This is a genomic window from Thioalkalivibrio sp. AKL19 (assembly GCF_000420165.1).
GTDB lineage: Bacteria > Pseudomonadota > Gammaproteobacteria > Ectothiorhodospirales > Ectothiorhodospiraceae > Thioalkalivibrio.
In genome coordinates this window covers 266,646-282,832 of sequence record NZ_ATUK01000014.1, presented here as the reverse complement: position 1 = coordinate 282,832, position 16,187 = coordinate 266,646, and the positions used below count along the sequence as shown (strand labels likewise).

Genomic DNA, 16,187 nt, shown 5'->3' with positions numbered 1-16,187 from the left:
TATCTTCGGGGGGGTTGCCCGTTTGCCTGGATCTGTCTCCGAGTATTGGCGCAGCGGTGCGCGGGTGTAAGGGTCGAGCGTCCGGGAGACGTGTCCCAGGGTCCGGGTGGCGCGTTCAGGACCCGCCAACGGCCATCTCGCCCACCCACTGGCCGGCGCGGTAATCCAGCCAGAGATTACGCGGCACCATGCGCCGGGTGCCGGCGCTGGAAAGCTCGCGTCGGGCGGGGTAGCCGGCGGCAAACGCCTCGGGCGAGCAGATATCGGATTCCACCGTGCTCGCCCGGACATACAGTTGCGGGACGGCTGCGACGAAATCGGAGCGCGGCGGTGACTCGTGGAACAGGACCCGCTTTTTCACGACGCAGGAAAAATAGAGCTGCATCTCGACATAGAGGGGCGTTGTTTGCTCCTCCAGGGCCTGCCGGGCGCGATCGGTCCAGTAAACGTGGACGGTCCGCTCGCGGAGGGTGACTTCGGCCGCTAGCCGGTAGGGATGCAACCAGCGGTCGATATGCGGAAGCGGGTTGAAACCGGCGGCCGAGAAATAGGTATGTCGCAGGGCCATGTGGGACTCCTTGTACGGGCGAATGCCGGGCAGCGCGATGGTCCGTGCTGCCCGGAAATGCCGCTCAGTCAGTCGTCGGCGGGCCCGACGTTATCCAGTTCGTACCAGGGGGTCGGATTGATCGGGCAGCGATAGCGAAAGCCGTCCTCGCTGATCGTGACCCGGGCCGATCCGGTCTCGCCCGGCTGCAGCGGGAACATTGCCAGGGTTTCGTTGGTGCGATGGTTCTGCACCTGGAAGCCCGCCACCTTGCCGGCCTGGTTCGTGACGATGAACTCGTATTCACCGGCCTTCAGGTCGGCCAGGGTTTCTTCTGCGGCAAAATAGCCGTTGTGCTGTTCCAGGTGGATGCGGGTGACCTCTTCGGCACTCGCGGTGGCCGAGAACGCCAGCGCGATGGGCAGGACCAGACTCAGCGCCAGGCTCTTGATGCTGCGTGTGCGGATTGAATGATGCATGACCATGCCTCCTCAGTTGGGCTTGCGAACGGGCGATCCGTCATGGATCGCCCTGTTCCTCAAGGTAGAGGGGGCAGCGTGCGCGGGATATGCCGCGGCGTGCGGTCTTTGTGTCCGGGCGTCCCGGTGCGGTCAGCCCGAGCGCCAGTCGCGCGACGCCTCGCGATAGAACGCGGCATCCGCGGTGGTGGCGCCCTGCAGGGAGCAGACGGCGGCCGCGAACCCGAGTGCGCGCTCGAGGGTGGTCGCCCAGGGCCAGTCGTGTTGCAGGCCGATGATGGCCACACTGGCGAAGGCATCGCCAGCCCCCACGGCGTCGCGGAAGCCGTCGACGGCGGGGGCCGGGGCCTGCCAGTGCTGCCCGTCGGCCGTGTGGATGCCGGCGCCGTCGGCGCCGTGGGTGATGATCAGGGCAGAGCGGATGGCCGCCCGTTCCAGCAGCGCCGCCGGACGTTCCGTTGCGGTGACTTCAGGGGCCAGCGTGGCGGCCTCGTCGGTGTTCAGCTTGACCACGTCGGCCCCGCGCATCAGGGCGAGGACGTCGGTGGGCTCGTACCAGGGTGCGCGCAGGTTCACGTCGACGAAGCGCCGGCGGGCGCGGGCCTGAAGGCGTTCCAGCAGGTCCCGGTTGCCGGAGCGCAGGGCCAACGTGCCGTGATAGAGCAGCGCGGCGTTCTCGGGGAGCGCCTCTGCCCAGTCCGCCGGAACATCGTCGTAGGCCTGGTCGGGCACGATGGTGTAGCTCGGTTCGCCGTTGTCCAGTGCGATGCGGACCTGGCCGGTAGGAGCCGACGGGTGGTGGTACAGCCCCCGGGTGTCCATCGCGATGCGGTCCATGTGTGCGCGGATGGCGTGGCCGTCCGCGTCCTCCCCGATGCCGCCGACGAAACAGGCGGCCTCGCCCAGCTGGTGCAGGTTCCAGGCGACGTTGAAGGGGGCTCCGCCGAGTACGCGTGTGCCGTCGGGGAAGCAGTCGAACAGGACTTCGCCGAAGATCAGGTGAGGTGGCTGTGCGTTCATGGCGTCCCTCGACACGGGATCAGTCGTCGGCCCGCTCGATGCGGTCGCGGCCCCGCTTCTTGGCCTGCAGCAGCGCATGGTCGGCCGCGTCGAAGATCATCTCCGGCGTGGCCGCGGGGTCGATCCCGGCCAGACCGGCGGAGATGGTGACCTTCAGGCGCGTTTTCCCCGCCCGCACGATCAGGCGGTCCACCGCCTCGCGGATCGTATTGGCCTGTTCGTGCGCGGCTGCGGGTTCCCGATGGATGATCATCACGAACTCCTCGCCACCGTAGCGCGCGACAAAGTCCGGTTCGCGGACGCCCTCGGCGAGGATTTCGGCGACCGCCCGCAGGACCTTGTCGCCCGCGCTGTGGCCGTATTCGTCGTTGATGACCTTGAAGTGGTCGATGTCCCAGACAAGCAGCGAGGCGGTGCCGGATTGCTTCAGCTCCGCGGGGAGCTGTTCCAGGCGTTGCTCGAAGGCCGTACGATTCGGCAGGCCGGTCAGGCTGTCGTGCGTGGCTTCGGCGCGGGCCTGTTCCAGGCGGGCGCGCAGCGCCTGCACCTGCCCCTCCAGGCTGCGGCCCTTGGAGCGCAGGGCCCGGTTGCGCTCCAGTGCGGCCAGCAGTTCGCTCTCCTGTTCGTCGCGGAAGGTCGTGACCCGTTCCACCATGCGGTCCAGGCCGCGACTGACCTCGGTGCGCAGGGTCGGCAGGTCCTCGACGTCGACGACCCGGCCCTTGATCCGGGCGACATCGCCGGAGATCCCGGCATGCAGCTCCGAGACCGACTCGCGGGCGCGTTCGCCGCGCGCTTCGTCCTCGGACAGGGCGGTGTCGACATCCTCGAGGCGATGCCAGATTTCGCCGACGACCTCGGTAAGTTCTTCGCGCTCGGTCATGGCCTTCTGGCATTTGTCGTGCAGCACCGAGAACAGGCGGCCCAGGGTGCGCTCGATCTCTGCCTTGTCGCGTCGGTCGGCCGCGCGGGTCAGGGCATCCACTTCGGAGTCGAGAAACTCGAACCCGTGGAGGCCGCGGCGGACAACCTCGAGGATGCCCTCGGCGAGGTCCTGGCGCTGGTCACTGGAACGTACGGCATCGGCCAGCTGGCCGCTCAGGCGGTCCAGCCAGGCGGTATCGCCGGGGTCGGATTCGATGGCGCGGGTCAGGTCGCGTACAGCCCCCTCCAGCGCCGGGACCTTCGCGGAAACGACGGCGAGCGCGCGCAAGGCAACCCGTCGAGTGGCATCCTGAACGGCACGTTCCCGCTCCAGCGATCGTTCGAGGTCGATGACGGTTTTTCGCAGATCGCTGTCGGACATCGGGAAATCCCGGATAGTAGGCGCGTCTATTTAAACGCGGAACTGGGGTGGATGCCAGGGAAACACGGACTCATGTACACACTCGCGCTTGAACCGTACCCGTCTTTCGGCATCGGTTTAGTGCGCTGGATCATGAAGGGCCTGGCGCTGCGGGAGCTCGATCTCGATACCGACCGGGAGGTGATCGGACAGGGCCACGTTGTAGACGCGCACGTCGCTGACGTGCAGGTCCGGCGTGAGCAGGATGTGGTCGAAGACCAGGCGCGGGTCCCAGGCGGGATAGGTCGCGGGGCAGGCCATGGGTTCCATCAGGCCGGTGCGCGCGACCAGCTGGCGCAGTTCCTCGCTGTCCTGCTGGCAGTTGAGATCGCCCATCACCACGGCATGCGGCAGGTCCTGGATATGTTCGGCGACGTAGGCCAGCTGGGACTTGCGGGTGCGTTTGCCGAGCGCCAGGTGCAGCAGGAACAGCACCAGCTCCTCGCCATCCCCCATCGCGTAGTGGGCCTCGATGGCGCCGCGCCCGGGCAGCGCGCCGGGCAGCCGGTGCATCTCGACCCGGTCCGGCTCCAGGCGCGAGAACAGGGCGAGGGAGTGCTTGGCGAACTGGCCGAGGTCGCGGTTGATGCGATTGTAGGTGTAGGGGAACTGCGCGCGTTCCGAGAGATAGGACGCCAGGTCGACGAAGTTGCTGCGAATGCTGCCGCCATCCAGTTCCTGCACGCCGACGATGTCGAATTCGGAGATAAACCGTGCGACCCGGTCGAGGTTGTCCATGCGCCCGCCGTAGGGGAGCACGTGTTTCCAGCTGTTGGTCAGGTAGTGATGCAGGCGGGAAGAATGGATGCCCACCTGGGCGTTGAAGCTCAATAGCCGCAGGCGCTGGCTGTCCGGCTCGTGCTGGTAGCCCAGCTGTTCCGGGGCCGACGTGTCCGGTTGTGCCGCACCCGCGTGCTCGGGGCTCGGATCGTGGCCGGTGCCGGTCGCGATTGGGGTCATCGCGGGCATTCTCCTGCTGGCGGTAAAGTCCGTGTCGTCAGAATGGACAAACCAGCTCGCCCAAACGTTCCGTCAGCTTCATGTTCTCGCTGTAGTCCACCGGGCAGTCGATGACGGTCACGCCGGGCTCCACGAGCGCCTCGCGCAGCGCCATCTCCAGGCTGTCGCCGGGTTCGATCCGCACGCCGTGTGCTCCGAAGGATTGCGCCAGCTGCACGAAATCCGGGTTGCCGAATTCGACGAAGGCCTTGCGGCCATATTCGCGGACCTGTTTCCACTCGATCAGGCCGTAGGCGTTGTCGTTCCAGATCAGCACGACAAAGTTGATGCCCAGGCGCACCGCCGTTTCCAGTTCCTGCACGTTCATCAGGAAGCCGGCGTCGCCGGTGACCGCGACCACCTGGCGTTCGGGATAGAGCTTCGCGGCGGCAATGGCACCCGGCAGCGCGATTCCCATGCTCGCGAACCCATTGGAGATCAGACAGGTATTGGGCAGTTCGCAGCGGAACATGCGCGCCATCCAGAGCTTGTGCGCACCGACATCAGTGATCATGATCGCGTCGAGGTCGGCGGCGGTGCGCAGGTCCCAGATCAGTTTTTGTGGCTTGAGTGGCACCTGGGTGTCGTCGCGGTGCTCGTTCATGTCCTGGATCAGGCTCTGGCGCAGCGGACGCAGGATCGTCTCGTCGCGCGGGCTGACCTGTTCCGCCAGGCGGTGCAGACAGGTCGTCAGGTCGCCCAGGACCTCGGCGGTCACGTTGTAGTGCCCGTCGATCTCGGCCGGGGCCGAGTCGATGTGGATCAGGGTGCGGTCGCCGTCCGGATGCCAGAAGCTGGGCGGGTATTCGACCAGGTCGTAGCCAATGCAGACGATGACGTCGGCCTTGTGAAAGCCAAAGTTCACGAAGTCTTGGCTTTGCAATCCGACCGAGCCCAGCGCCAGCGGATGCCGGAACGGCAGCACGCCCTTGGCCATGAAGGTGTTGGCCACCGGGATATTCAGGGCGCTGGCGAGCGCGGCCAGGGCGCCGCTGGCGCCCGAACGGATCACGCCGTTGCCGGCGAGGATCAGCGGGTGGTGGGCCTCGTTCAGCAGCCGTGCGGCCGCTTCCAGCGAAGCGTCGGCCGGAACGGCCGCCGGGCCGGCGTGCACCGGCAGGGGCGGGTTCGGGCACGGCAGGGAAGCGATATTCTCGGGCAGTTCGAGAAAGCTGGCGCCGGGCTTGCCGCCCTCTGCCCATTTGAAGGCCTTGCGCACCACTTCCGGAAGAATCTCGGGCTCGACTACGCTGGAGCTGTACTTGGTGATCGGCTGGAACAGGCCCTTCAGGTCCAGGACCTGATGGGATTCCTTGTGCAGGCGATGGGTGCTGGCCTGACCGGCAATCGCGACCAGCGGGGCGTGATCCATATTGGCGTCGGCGACGCCGGTGATCAGGTTGGTGGCCCCGGGGCCCAGTGTGGCCAGGCAGACGCCGGCGCGGCCGGACAGCCGCCCGTGGACGTCGGCCATGAAGGCCGCGCCCTGTTCGTGACGCGTGGTGACGAACTCGATGGAGGAATCGGCCAGGGCGTCGAGAACGGCCATGTTCTCCTCGCCGGGGAGGCCGAAGATGCGTTCAACGCCCTCTTGCTCGAGACATTCGACCAGGCGCTGAGCGGTGGTCGGCTCGCTCATCGCCGGGCGACCTCGCGAGCGAGGAAGGCGCGGAGTGACCGCGCGCTAGCCGCGGGCACGTTCGATCAGGTAGTCGGCAACCTCCAGCATCTCGTCGTGCCCGCCGGCCATGCTGGCGGAGACGATCGCCTCGCCGTTGATGACCAGGGTCGGCACGCCGCCTACGCCGTAATCCTGCACGGCCTCGGTGGCCTCGACAATCCGGCGCCGGATGGCATCGGAGCGCATGGTTTCGCGGAACTCGTCGGCATCCAGCCCGCGCTGGTCAACGAAGCGCAGGATCGCGCTTTCCGAATGCATCTGGCGGCCCTGGTCATGGATCGCGTCGTAGAACGCCTGATGGATCTCGTCCAGCACGCCCAGCTTCTCGGCGGTGTAATACACCCGGGCATGCAGTGCCCAGACGTCGTTCATCGGGGCCGGCAGGTATTCGAACTGCACGTCGTCCGCCAGGTTCGGCTTCCACGCCTGGACCTTCGGCTCGAAGGCATAGCAGTGCGGGCAGCCGTACCAGAAGACCTCGACCACCTGGATCTTGCCATCCTCGAGGCCGGTGTCGAGCGGCGGCTGGATGACCCGGTAATGCTGGCCTTCGCGGAACTCGGCCGCGAGGCTGGTGCCGCTGGCGAGCAGCAGGCCGGCGCCACCCAGGGCGCCCATGAATTCACGACGCTTCATTTACAGTTCTCCGTAGGAGTGCAGGCCGGACAGGAACATGTTGACGCCCAGGAACGCGAAGGTGGTGATGAACAGGCCCACGATCGCCCACCAGGCCATGGTCGGCCCGCGCCAGCCCTTGGTAAAGCGCATGTGCAGCCAGGCCGCGTAGTTCAGCCAGACGATCAGCGCCCAGGTCTCCTTCGGGTCCCAGGACCAGTAGCCGCCCCAGGCCTCGGCCGCCCACATCGCGCCCAGCACGGTGGCGATAGTGAAGAAGGCGAAGCCGATCGCGATGGCCTTGTACATCACGCTGTCCAGGGTGTCCTTGGTCGGGATGCGCTGGGTGATGGCCGCGTCCGGCCGTGTGCGTTCCAGCCGGTTCCGGATCAGGAAGGCGACGCCGAGCATCGCCGCGATGGCAAAGCCACCGTAGCCCACGAAATTGGTGGGCACGTGGATCTTCATCCACCAGCTGTTCAGCGCCGGAACCAGCGGTTCGACTACGTGGGCATCGCGGGTGAACATGTACCACAGCAGGAAGGTGACCGCGGCCGCGATGATGAGCATTACGAAGGCGCCCATGTTGCGCGAGCCGGTGCGCTGTTCGTAGTACAGATACATCAGCGCGGTCAGGGCCGCGAACAGGATGAACACCTCGTAGAGGTTGGCAACCGGGATGTAGCCCCAGGTCGGGTCGGTCAGGTAGATCTCCCGCCAACGCACCAGCAGGGCCATGGTCCCGGCACCGGCACCTACCCAGGCGAAGGCGGCGCCCACGCGGGAAGGGAAATCGGAACTGGAGAACAGACCCATCAGGTAGGCGACGGTGGAGAGGTAGAGGAACACGCTCATCCACATGACGCCGGCCTGACCAGAACCGATGTAGTTCAGCCAGAAATTCGTCTCGTTGGCGGCCAGGTTGTCGCCGTAGAGCCAGATGCCGAACAGGGACAGCACCCCGACGATGACCGAGAAGGCTTGCCACGGGCGCCAGAACCAGCCCATCCAGGCGCTGGTGCCGACCGCGAGGATCAGGCCGCCGATGTCGTAGCGGTCCATGTTCTCGCCGTAGAGCGCCAGCGAGATCACCGCCACGGCGGCCATCAGTGCAAAGTAGGCCCAGTCGCGCAACTGTAGCTGGCGGAAGAAACCGGGCCGTTCGAAATCCAGGGCCTCGTGGGGTACTGACATGGGCGTGCTCCTCCGACTACTTGCGGGTCATGCGTTCTTGTTTTGGTCTTCGCGTTGCGGGTCCGAACCGACCGGCTTCTGGTCGATGATCCACCGCTTAAGATGCGCGAAACGTTCCTCGAATTCCACCTGGTGGCGGTTGCTGGTGCCGGCCATCACCACGTGGGTGCCCTCGCCATCGTCGCGCCGCCGCGCCATGATCCACAGGCGTTGGTACGACACGTAGAACAGCAGGAAGATCCCGACGATCAGCATGGTGCTGCCGGCGTAGACCGTGCTCTGGCCCGGTGCGCGGGCGATCTGGAGACCCGAGGCCTCGCGGTGCTCGAAATCCGTCAGATGGAAGAAGAACGGCGACTGATACAGGGTGATCGCGTTGATGGCCGAGATCGTGTCCTCCAGGAAACGCTGCTCCTCTTCCTGGATCGAGACGACACCCTCGTCCTGCAGGACCTCCATGTAAAGCCCCTGGAGCCCGGCATGGAGGATGCGAATCATCAGGTCGCGCACTTCCTCGATGCGTTCGGCCGGCACGCGGCGCTCGATCTCGTTGTGTACGGCCATGTAGCCGCCCTCGGCGAACAGGCCCATCAGCTCGGCCGTCGTGCGGGCGATGGCCTGGTTCTGTTCGTCGGCCACCGTCTCATCGTCGCGCGCGACCTGACGGGCGATTTCGTTGCGCACCTCGGGGTTGTGCAGCATGGCCAGATAGGTTCGGAAGCGCTCCAGCGAGTTGTCGGCGTCGGCCGGCAGGAACAGGTAGTGGAACTCGTCAGCCGGGCTTTCGCGCACGCCGCTCAGGAAGTACATCGCGCCTTCCTGCAGGGCGGGGCGCTTGTAGTTACGGTAGTACAGGCCGTGCCCGGTGCGGTCCATCAGACGGAAATCGAAGCTCGGGCCCATCTGGCGGTTTTCACGCACGCCCTCTTCGTTGAGAAGCGGAACGACGTTCTCCGACTGGAAGTTGATGAACTCGATGGTTCGCGTATCGCCATCCGGGGTCGGGATGTCCATCTCCTGGAATACGCGACCCGGGACTTCGAGTTCCTGTAGTGCCTCGGCGCCCAGCGGGATGGCGTCGATGCTCAACCGAGTGCCGCCGTCGGCGAAGCTGGCCTGGTAGATCGCGTAGCCGTTGTAGATCAGCGGGTGATTGACCGAGATGGTGTGCCGCAGCGGCTCGTCGCGGTTTGGATCATGGATCACCAGATCCGATTCGTAGGAGCTCTCGGCGCCGGTGGAGAAGCGCTCGATGCGGAATTCCTCCAGCTCGATGCGGAAGGGAAGTTCCTGCACAAAGTAGCCTTCCCGCATCGGCAGGAAGACCACGTTTGCGGACGCGCCCTCGGGGATCTCCACCGAGCCGCGGAAGGACGGGTTCCACTCCGGCACCCAGGCCGAGCGCGGGACCTCGGAGATCGGCACGCTACGGGTCTCGACCTCGAGGTTCCCCAGCCACTCGTTGACCTTCAGCAGGGTTGTGCCGTCAGCCAGGGCGCCCACACAGATCACCACGATGCCCACATGGGTCAGCAGGTAGCCCATGCGGTTCCAGCGCCCGCGCATGGCGGCAATCACGGTCTGTCCGTCGTGGTTCTTCTCGCGTGCCTTGAAGCCCTGGGCCTTCAGGACCCGGTGGGCGTGCTGCAGGAATGCGTCCTGCGGCTGCTCCAGGTCTGCCTCGGCGGACGAGTGAAACGAGCGCAGCGACTTTTCCTTGACCTGCGTGTTGTAGCGCCGCAGGTCTTTCAGCAGCCCGGGGGTCTGGCGGTAAACGCAGAAGGACGTGGAAATGACCAGGAACGCCACCACCAGCAGGAACCAGGTGGCGGAATACACCTGGTACAGGCCCATCCCGGCAAAGATCTCGTGCCAGAAGGGACCGAAGTCCATCAGGTATTCGGTGTAGGGCTCGTTCTGTACCAGAACGGTGCCGATCACCGACGCAATCGCAAGCGCGACCAGGAGCGTGATCGCCAGGCTCATCGAGCCCATGAAATCGACAATGATCCGGCTGCGCCGCGGCTTGCGGGCGGTCTTCTGACGGGATGCGGGGGCCGGGCCGGCGGTTGCGGCCTGATCGTTATTCGACATTCTGAAACCTGCTTTAACCCTGGCGACTATGCGAAGCAACCCGACGGGGATTCAATTTCCAAGACAAACTGCACGGACGTTCCGCGAGCATTGAGTGGACCGAGCACGCGCCGTGGAGTTCGCCGCGCCCCACCATGACGCATCCGGCTGCGGCGGCATTCCCGTATGAAGCACTTTTCTCCTGCCCAATGAAAAGGGGCGGCCGAGGCCGCCCCTTCCCTGGGTCGTTTCGCCGCCATCCTGCGCGGCGGACTCGAAGCCGAATCAGTCGTTCGGCTGCAGGCCGGCCATGTACTGGGACACGGCCTCGATGTCGGCGTCGGACATGTTGCGCGCGATGTTGCGCATCATGCGGCCGTTGTCGTTGGCCCGGTCACCACTGCGGAAGTAGCGCATCTGATCGGCGCTGTACTGCGCGTGCTGACCCGCGACCGCCGGGAACATGGCTTCCGGGTTGCCGTTGCCGTTCGGGCCGTGGCAGGCGATGCAGGCGGCGACGTTCTGCGACGGGATGCCGCCGCGATAGATCCGCTCGCCACGCTCGACGACTTCTTCGTCGGCGGTTTCCGTGGTGATCTCCTGCTCGGCGTAATAGGCCGCTAGGTCACGCATGTCCTGCTCGTCCAGGTTGGCGACCTGGCCCAGCATCAGGCTGTTCTCGCGGCGCTCGGACTTGTAGTCCTGCAGCTGCTTGACGGTGTACTTCGGATGCTGGCCAGCGAGCTTGGGCCATTCCGGGTTGACGCTGTTACCGTCCGCCTGGTGGCAAGCCGCGCAGGACTGGGAGAGTTCCTGGCCGCGCTGAGGATCGCCCGCCTGGGCCGCCGACAGCGGGAGCAGCAGGGATACGGACAGGGCAGCAAAGAGAGCGGAAAGCTTGTGGTTCATGATGGAGAATCTCCTGCTTGTAAATGCGTGCCGGGTCTCGACCCGTTCCTTGTGCCCCGTGGCAGGGCGATCAACATAAGGGGCGCAGTTTATAGCACAATGCTAATTTGTACTCAAAAATAAACCGAGTCCGGCACTCGGCCAAGGGAAACACTGATCAATGTACACGCTCGCGTTGGGACCCCAGGTTTTCCGAGGCAAGGCGCGTCGCGCAGCGGGTAGTGGATCTACCCGCAAGCGGCGCAACGCCGGATCGGGGAACCTGGGGTGCCAACCCCACAAACGATTCAAAGCAGGGGCTCGGCCGCCCGTTGTGATCAAAAACGGGCGCGGGAACGGCGTTGCGGCTCCCTTGTGCAGAATGACTGCACGGCGGTCGCCGCGCCTTGTTCGCACGCAAAAGCGACTCGAGCGCGCGCGTGTACATTCATCAGTGTTTCCCTAGGATGCTCTCTCGCCCCATGGAACCCCGATTTCGCGAAACCGACTTCCTGCGTGGCGTGGCGCAGATTGCCCAGCTCCCGGCCGACACCGGCGTCGAGATCGCCTTTGCCGGGCGCTCCAACGCCGGCAAGTCCAGCGCCCTCAACGCCCTGTGTGGGCGCAAGGCGCTGGCGCGGGTCGGCCGCACCCCCGGCCGCACCCAGGAGATCAACCTGTTCGGCCTGCCACCGGCGGAGCACTGGCGGCTGGTGGACCTGCCGGGGTACGGCTATGCGAAGGTCTCGGCCGGCAAGCGCGCCGAATGGGACCAGCTCCTTGGCGGCTACCTGCGAACGCGCCAGTGCCTGATCGGGCTGGTGCTGATCATGGATATCCGCCGCCCGCTGACGGACCTGGATCGCCAGCTGCTGGAGTGGGTCCCGCTGGAGCGCTGCCGCCTGCACTGTGTGTTGACCAAGGCGGACAAGCTCTCGCGCCAGGAGGCCGATCGCCAGTTGCGCAAGGCGCACGGCGAGCTGGAGGCCATGGGCGTGGAAGCAACCCTGCAGACCTTCTCCTCGCTGAAGAACCAGGGCGTCGATGACCTGCGCGGCCTGCTGGGCGACTGGCTGGCCGAGCACGATGCGGGTGGCCCTGCGGCCGAGTGAGGACCGCGTCCCCGCGTCTCGCGAAACCCAGACAAAAAGAAGCCCCGGCCTTGGGGTGGGACCGGGGCTAATTTCGGCCTCTACAGGGGGGAGAGAGGCCTATTGCCCGCTCAGGGAGAGAAGCGGGCCGCGCTGGGCTAGAGCGCTCATTGAATGAGAAAGCGGCCCCCGGCCAAAGTTCCGGTCGAGTGCCTCCGGATTGCGAAATTTTTCACAGAATCCATCTTTTCGGGCGGCGCGAGACCGCGGGCGCGGCCTATTCCCGATCGTCGCCCCGTTCCATGTGCCTCTGGAGGCCTTGCAACAGGTCGCCGGCGGGCGTCCCGTGCGGATAGATATCCAGCAGCTCGCCTTCCGGTCCCACCAGGTAGGTGGACGAGCTGTGGTCCACCACATACCCCATCGCCGAGTCGATCTCGGTGCGCTCGTAGAACACCCCGTAGCGTTCCGTGATCGGCTGGAGCTCCTCGTGGCTGCCGGTGGCGGCCTGGATGGCCGGGTGAAAGTGCCCGACATAGGTTTTCAGGCGCTGTGCGTCGTCGCGTTCCGGGTCGACGCTCACCAGCACCGCGGCCACCTCGCCCTCCAGCTCGGGAGGCAGGCGATCCAGCGCGGCGCTGATCCAGCCGAGGCTGGTCGGGCAGGCATCCGGGCAGGCGGTATAGCCGAAGTACACCCAGACGTATTGACCCTCCAGGTCCGCGAGCCGGAACCGTTCGCCCTCCGTGGAGACCGGCAGTTCGATCGGCCCGCCGGATGCCGCATCGGCCACCGGGAGGCGCTCGTGGCCGGCCCCCTGGGACACGGGCGGCGGGGCCGGGCGCAGCATCACGAAGACGAGCAGGGCACCGGCCGCCAGCACGGCCAGGCCCCATAACAGGCTGCTCAGCGGAATACGCTGCATGTCGGTCTCCCTCAGGGTGTCCCCGCGTGGCTGCGGCGGGTGATGAAGCGGAACTGGACCCGGGCCGCGTCCGGGTCGCCCGCGGGCATTACGGTGGCGGCCCAGGTCATGGCCTCGGTGGTACAGATGGGCAGCGTCGTCTCGCCGGTGTAGCGCCCGTTGCCGGTGTGTTCCAGCCGCGGGCGCTGGAAGCCCATGTACATCTCCACCCCCGCCAGGTCCAGCTCCAGGGCCTCCGGCTCGCCCAGGCTGGCGCGGGCCGCCGCATCCAGTTTCAGGGTCAGGTCCAGTCGTTGCAGCATCGGCACCGGGCGCGGTGTGATCGCCAGGGTGAGCGTGCCGCCGGCCGGATGGGGGGCGCTGCAGGGCCGCGTGTTCAGGTCGCAGTCGCCGGGCTGGACGATGGTGATGTCGTCGGAACCACCGGTATCCAGATAGCGATCGGCCAGTACCCAGGCCGTCGCCAGCAGCAGGACCGCGACCAGCCAGGGGGCGACCCGATTGAACCCCTTCGCAAGCGAGCCGGCCATCTAGTGCGCGTCGTCCCAGTTGGCGCCGGTGCCGACATCCACCACCAACTCCACGTCGAGCTCGGCAGCGCCGCTCATGGCCCCGCGCACGAGCGTGGTCAGGGAGTCGATCGCATCGTCGGCCACCTCGAATACCAGTTCGTCGTGCACCTGCATGATCATGCGGGCATCGATTTGCGACTCCGCGAGGTCGTTCGCGACCCGCACCATCGCGCGTTTGATGATGTCGGCGGCCGTGCCCTGCATCGGGGCGTTGATCGCGACGCGCTCGGACTGCTGGCGCCGCGCGCCGTTGCGGCTGTTGATCTCCGGCAGGTACAGGCGACGACCAAACAAGGTCTCGACATAGCCGTTCCCGCGCCCGCTGGCGCGGGCCTTCTCCATATAGTCGTGCACGCCGGGATAGCGATTGAAGTAGCGGTCGATGTATTCGCGCGCCTCGCCCTGCTCGATGCCGAGGTTGCGCGCCAGCCCCCAGGCGGACATGCCGTAGATCAACCCGAAGTTGATCGCCTTGGCGGCCCGGCGCTGGTCGCTCGAGACCTGGTCCGGCTCTGTGCCAAAGACCTCGGCGGCGGTCGCGCGGTGGATGTCCTGGCCCTCGGCAAAGGCCTTGAGCAGGCCCGCGTCCTGCGACAGGTGGGCCATGATGCGCAGCTCGATCTGCGAGTAGTCGGCCGCCAGCAGCTGGTGGCCCGCCTCGGCGACGAAGGCCTGGCGGATGCGCCGCCCGGCCTCGGTGCGTACCGGGATGTTCTGCAGGTTGGGTTCCGACGACGACAGGCGTCCGGTGGCGGCGCCAGCCTGGTGATAGGACGTATGCACCCGCCCGGTTTCGGGGTGGATGCGCCGCGGCAGCGTCTCGGTGTAGGTGCTGCGCAGCTTGGACAGGCCGCGGTGCTCGAGGATCAGGCGCGGCAGGGCGTAGTCGTCCGCCATCTGTTCGAGCACGTCCTCGGCGGTGGAGGGCTGGCCCTTGGGCGTGCGCCGCAGCACCGGAAGCCCCAGGCGCTCGAACAGGATCTCCTGGATCTGCTTGGGCGAGCCGAGGTTGAACTCGCCGCCGGCCTCCGCGAAGGCCTCGCGTTCGATGCGCTCCATCTCGCTCAGCAGTTCCTGGCTCTGCTCGCCCAGCAGGTCCGGGTCCACCTTCACGCCCGCGCGTTCGATGTCCGCCAGGACCGGTACCAGTGGCATCTCGATCTCGCGGTAGACGAAGGCCGGGCCCTCGGCCTCGTTCAGGCGTGGCTGGAATACGGCATCCAGTTGCAGGCAGATGTCGGCGTCCTCGCCCGCGTAGTCGGTGGCGATCCCGATATCCACCTCGGCGAACGGGATCTGCTTGGCGCCCTTGCCGGCCACGTCCTCGTAGTGCGTGGTCTTGTAGTCGAGATGACGCTCGGCCAGCGAGTCGAGATCGTGGCGGTTGGCGCCGGCGTCCAGGCAGAAGGACTCCAGCAGCGTGTCATCGACGATGCCCCGCAGGGTGATGCCGTGATTGCCGAGCACGTTGCGGTCGTACTTCAGGTGATGGCCCAGCTTGCCGTGGTCCGTGGATTCCAGCCACGGCTTCAGGCGCTCCAGCGTCGCGTCGAACGGTAACTGTGGGTCCGCATCCGGCCCAGTATGGGCGAGCGGAAGGTAGTACGCGGTACCCGGCTCGAACGCAAAGGACATGCCCACCAGTTCGGCGCGCATCGCGTCCAGGCTGGTGGTCTCGGTGTCGAACGCGACCCGGTCGGCCTGCTCCAGGCGTTCCAGCAGCTTGGCCAGCTCGGCCTCCTCGCGAAGGGTCTGGTAGTCGCCCTTCGTCTGCGCGGGGCCGGGATTTTCGGCGGCGGTATCGCCGTTGCCGCCTTCCAGCTCCGCACGCCAGCGGGTGAAGCCGTAGCGGCGAACCATCTCCAGCAGGCGGTCGTGGTCCGGTTCCCGGATGGCGAGGTCGTCGGGGCCGATGTCCAGCTCGAGATCACGCTTGACCGTGATCAGCTCGCGCGAGGTCGGCAGCCGGTCGGCGGCCGCGCGCAGGTTCTCGCCGATCTTGCCGCCGATGTCGTCGGCCTGCTCGAGGATGGTGTCGAGGTCGCCGTACTTCGCGATCCACTTGGCCGCGGTCTTCGGGCCGACCTTGTCCACGCCCGGGATGTTGTCGACGCTGTCGCCCATCAGCGCGAGATAGTCGACGATCTGCTCCGGGGTCACACCGAACTTCTCCTGCACCCCGTCCGGGTCCAGGGTGACGCCGCTCATGGTATTCACCAGCGTGATGCGATCATCCACCAGCTGGGCGAGATCCTTGTCGCCGGTGGAGATCACCACGTCGTGCCCGGCGCGCGCGGCCTGGTCCGCGAGGGTCGCGATCACGTCGTCGGCCTCGACGCCCCCGACGCACAGCAGCGGCAGGCCCATTGCGCGGACGAGTTCGTGCAGCGGCTCGATCTGGGCGGCCAGCTCATCCGGCATCGGTGGGCGGGTGGCCTTGTATTCGGGGTAGATGTCGTCGCGGAAGGTCTTGCCCTTGGCGTCGAACACCACCGCCATGTGCTTCGGCCCGTAGTCCGCGCGCAGCTTGCGCAGCATGTTGGCCACGCCGATCATCGCGCCGGTCGGGGCGCCGTCCGGGGCCGTCAGCGGCGGCAGCGCATGGAAGGCGCGGAACAGATACGACGAGCCGTCGACCAGGACGAGGGGCGCTTGCGACATGGATACGGAGTCCGGACAGGGAACGCGCGCCATTCTACAGGCCCGGCCCGTGCCGCGACCATTTGTGCCCACCCGGGGCCGCCGGTACGCTGATGTC

Annotated in this window: 14 protein-coding genes; 1 reads left to right on the top strand and 13 read right to left on the bottom strand. The window is 66.5% G+C overall.

The features are described from left to right. Positions 1 to 115: 115 nt before the first annotated feature. The 10 genes from F817_RS0111045 to F817_RS0111000 form a co-directional block, all read right to left on the bottom strand. Positions 116 to 568, bottom strand: a complete 453-nt coding sequence (locus F817_RS0111045) for a hypothetical protein (RefSeq protein WP_024327712.1) — start codon at positions 566 to 568, stop codon at positions 116 to 118. Positions 569 to 636: 68 nt separating this feature from the next. Then, positions 637 to 1,026 carry a hypothetical protein gene (locus F817_RS0111040; protein WP_024327711.1) on the bottom strand — a complete coding sequence of 130 codons (390 nt, stop codon included), beginning with the start codon at positions 1,024 to 1,026 and terminating at the stop codon, positions 637 to 639. 132 nt (positions 1,027 to 1,158) lie between these two features. Next, entirely contained in the window at positions 1,159 to 2,046 is an 888-nt protein-coding gene (locus F817_RS0111035; protein ID WP_024327710.1) for a PfkB family carbohydrate kinase, read from the bottom strand. A gap of 19 nt (positions 2,047 to 2,065) precedes the next feature. Next, positions 2,066 to 3,352 (bottom strand): GGDEF domain-containing protein, encoded by a 1,287-nt coding sequence (locus F817_RS0111030; protein ID WP_024327709.1) that lies wholly within the window; start codon positions 3,350 to 3,352, stop codon positions 2,066 to 2,068. 117 nt (positions 3,353 to 3,469) lie between these two features. Then, positions 3,470 to 4,351 (bottom strand): endonuclease/exonuclease/phosphatase family protein, encoded by an 882-nt coding sequence (locus F817_RS0111025; RefSeq protein ID WP_024327708.1) that lies wholly within the window; start codon positions 4,349 to 4,351, stop codon positions 3,470 to 3,472. 37 nt (positions 4,352 to 4,388) lie between these two features. Continuing rightward, entirely contained in the window at positions 4,389 to 6,029 is a 1,641-nt protein-coding gene (locus tag F817_RS0111020; RefSeq protein WP_024327707.1) for an acetolactate synthase large subunit, read from the bottom strand. A gap of 45 nt (positions 6,030 to 6,074) precedes the next feature. Beyond that, positions 6,075 to 6,707: a thiol:disulfide interchange protein DsbA/DsbL gene (locus tag F817_RS0111015; RefSeq protein WP_024327706.1), complete on the bottom strand. Its 633-nt coding sequence runs from the start codon at positions 6,705 to 6,707 to the stop codon at positions 6,075 to 6,077. Beyond that, positions 6,708 to 7,880, bottom strand: coding sequence for a c-type cytochrome biogenesis protein CcsB (gene ccsB / locus F817_RS0111010; protein WP_024327705.1), 1,173 nt, complete (start codon positions 7,878 to 7,880; stop codon positions 6,708 to 6,710). It lies immediately after the preceding gene. A gap of 27 nt (positions 7,881 to 7,907) precedes the next feature. Then, complete coding sequence (locus F817_RS0111005) at positions 7,908 to 9,974, bottom strand: cytochrome c biogenesis protein ResB (protein WP_024327704.1); 2,067 nt, start codon at positions 9,972 to 9,974, stop codon at positions 7,908 to 7,910. Between the two features lie 264 nt (positions 9,975 to 10,238). Next, on the bottom strand, positions 10,239 to 10,862 hold the full coding sequence (locus tag F817_RS0111000) for a cytochrome c (protein ID WP_024327703.1): 624 nt from the start codon (positions 10,860 to 10,862) through the stop codon (positions 10,239 to 10,241). A 461-nt stretch (positions 10,863 to 11,323) separates the two neighbouring features. Here F817_RS0111000 and yihA point away from each other — a divergent pair, with 461 nt between their 5' ends. Beyond that, positions 11,324 to 11,953, top strand: a complete 630-nt coding sequence (gene yihA, locus F817_RS0110995; protein WP_024327702.1) for a ribosome biogenesis GTP-binding protein YihA/YsxC — start codon at positions 11,324 to 11,326, stop codon at positions 11,951 to 11,953. 256 nt (positions 11,954 to 12,209) lie between these two features. Here yihA and F817_RS0110990 read toward each other — a convergent pair whose 3' ends face one another. The 3 genes from F817_RS0110990 to polA are packed head-to-tail and all read right to left on the bottom strand — an operon-like array spanning position 12,210 to position 16,090. Beyond that, the gene (locus F817_RS0110990; protein WP_024327701.1) at positions 12,210 to 12,857 is read right to left on the bottom strand and encodes an SCO family protein; all 648 of its coding nucleotides are present in this window, start codon (positions 12,855 to 12,857) and stop codon (positions 12,210 to 12,212) included. An 11-nt stretch (positions 12,858 to 12,868) separates the two neighbouring features. Beyond that, positions 12,869 to 13,387, bottom strand: a complete 519-nt coding sequence (locus tag F817_RS0110985) for a hypothetical protein (protein ID WP_024327700.1) — start codon at positions 13,385 to 13,387, stop codon at positions 12,869 to 12,871. Then, entirely contained in the window at positions 13,388 to 16,090 is a 2,703-nt protein-coding gene (polA, locus tag F817_RS0110980; protein WP_024327699.1) for a DNA polymerase I, read from the bottom strand. Positions 16,091 to 16,187 lie beyond the last annotated feature (97 nt).

Bases quoted from the DNA above. Each gene is read 5' to 3' on its own strand.
- F817_RS0111045 (WP_024327712.1), bottom strand. From the start codon at position 568: ATGGCCCTGCGACATACCTATTTCTCGGCCGCCGGTTTCAACCCGCTT.
- F817_RS0111040 (WP_024327711.1), bottom strand. From the start codon at position 1,026: ATGCATCATTCAATCCGCACACGCAGCATCAAGAGCCTGGCGCTGAGT.
- F817_RS0111035 (WP_024327710.1), bottom strand. From the start codon at position 2,046: ATGAACGCACAGCCACCTCACCTGATCTTCGGCGAAGTCCTGTTCGAC.
- F817_RS0111030 (WP_024327709.1), bottom strand. From the start codon at position 3,352: ATGTCCGACAGCGATCTGCGAAAAACCGTCATCGACCTCGAACGATCG.
- F817_RS0111025 (WP_024327708.1), bottom strand. From the start codon at position 4,351: ATGACCCCAATCGCGACCGGCACCGGCCACGATCCGAGCCCCGAGCAC.
- F817_RS0111020 (WP_024327707.1), bottom strand. From the start codon at position 6,029: ATGAGCGAGCCGACCACCGCTCAGCGCCTGGTCGAATGTCTCGAGCAA.
- F817_RS0111015 (WP_024327706.1), bottom strand. From the start codon at position 6,707: ATGAAGCGTCGTGAATTCATGGGCGCCCTGGGTGGCGCCGGCCTGCTG.
- ccsB (WP_024327705.1), bottom strand. From the start codon at position 7,880: ATGTCAGTACCCCACGAGGCCCTGGATTTCGAACGGCCCGGTTTCTTC.
- F817_RS0111005 (WP_024327704.1), bottom strand. From the start codon at position 9,974: ATGTCGAATAACGATCAGGCCGCAACCGCCGGCCCGGCCCCCGCATCC.
- F817_RS0111000 (WP_024327703.1), bottom strand. From the start codon at position 10,862: ATGAACCACAAGCTTTCCGCTCTCTTTGCTGCCCTGTCCGTATCCCTG.
- yihA (WP_024327702.1), top strand. From the start codon at position 11,324: ATGGAACCCCGATTTCGCGAAACCGACTTCCTGCGTGGCGTGGCGCAG.
- F817_RS0110990 (WP_024327701.1), bottom strand. From the start codon at position 12,857: ATGCAGCGTATTCCGCTGAGCAGCCTGTTATGGGGCCTGGCCGTGCTG.
- F817_RS0110985 (WP_024327700.1), bottom strand. From the start codon at position 13,387: ATGGCCGGCTCGCTTGCGAAGGGGTTCAATCGGGTCGCCCCCTGGCTG.
- polA (WP_024327699.1), bottom strand. From the start codon at position 16,090: ATGTCGCAAGCGCCCCTCGTCCTGGTCGACGGCTCGTCGTATCTGTTC.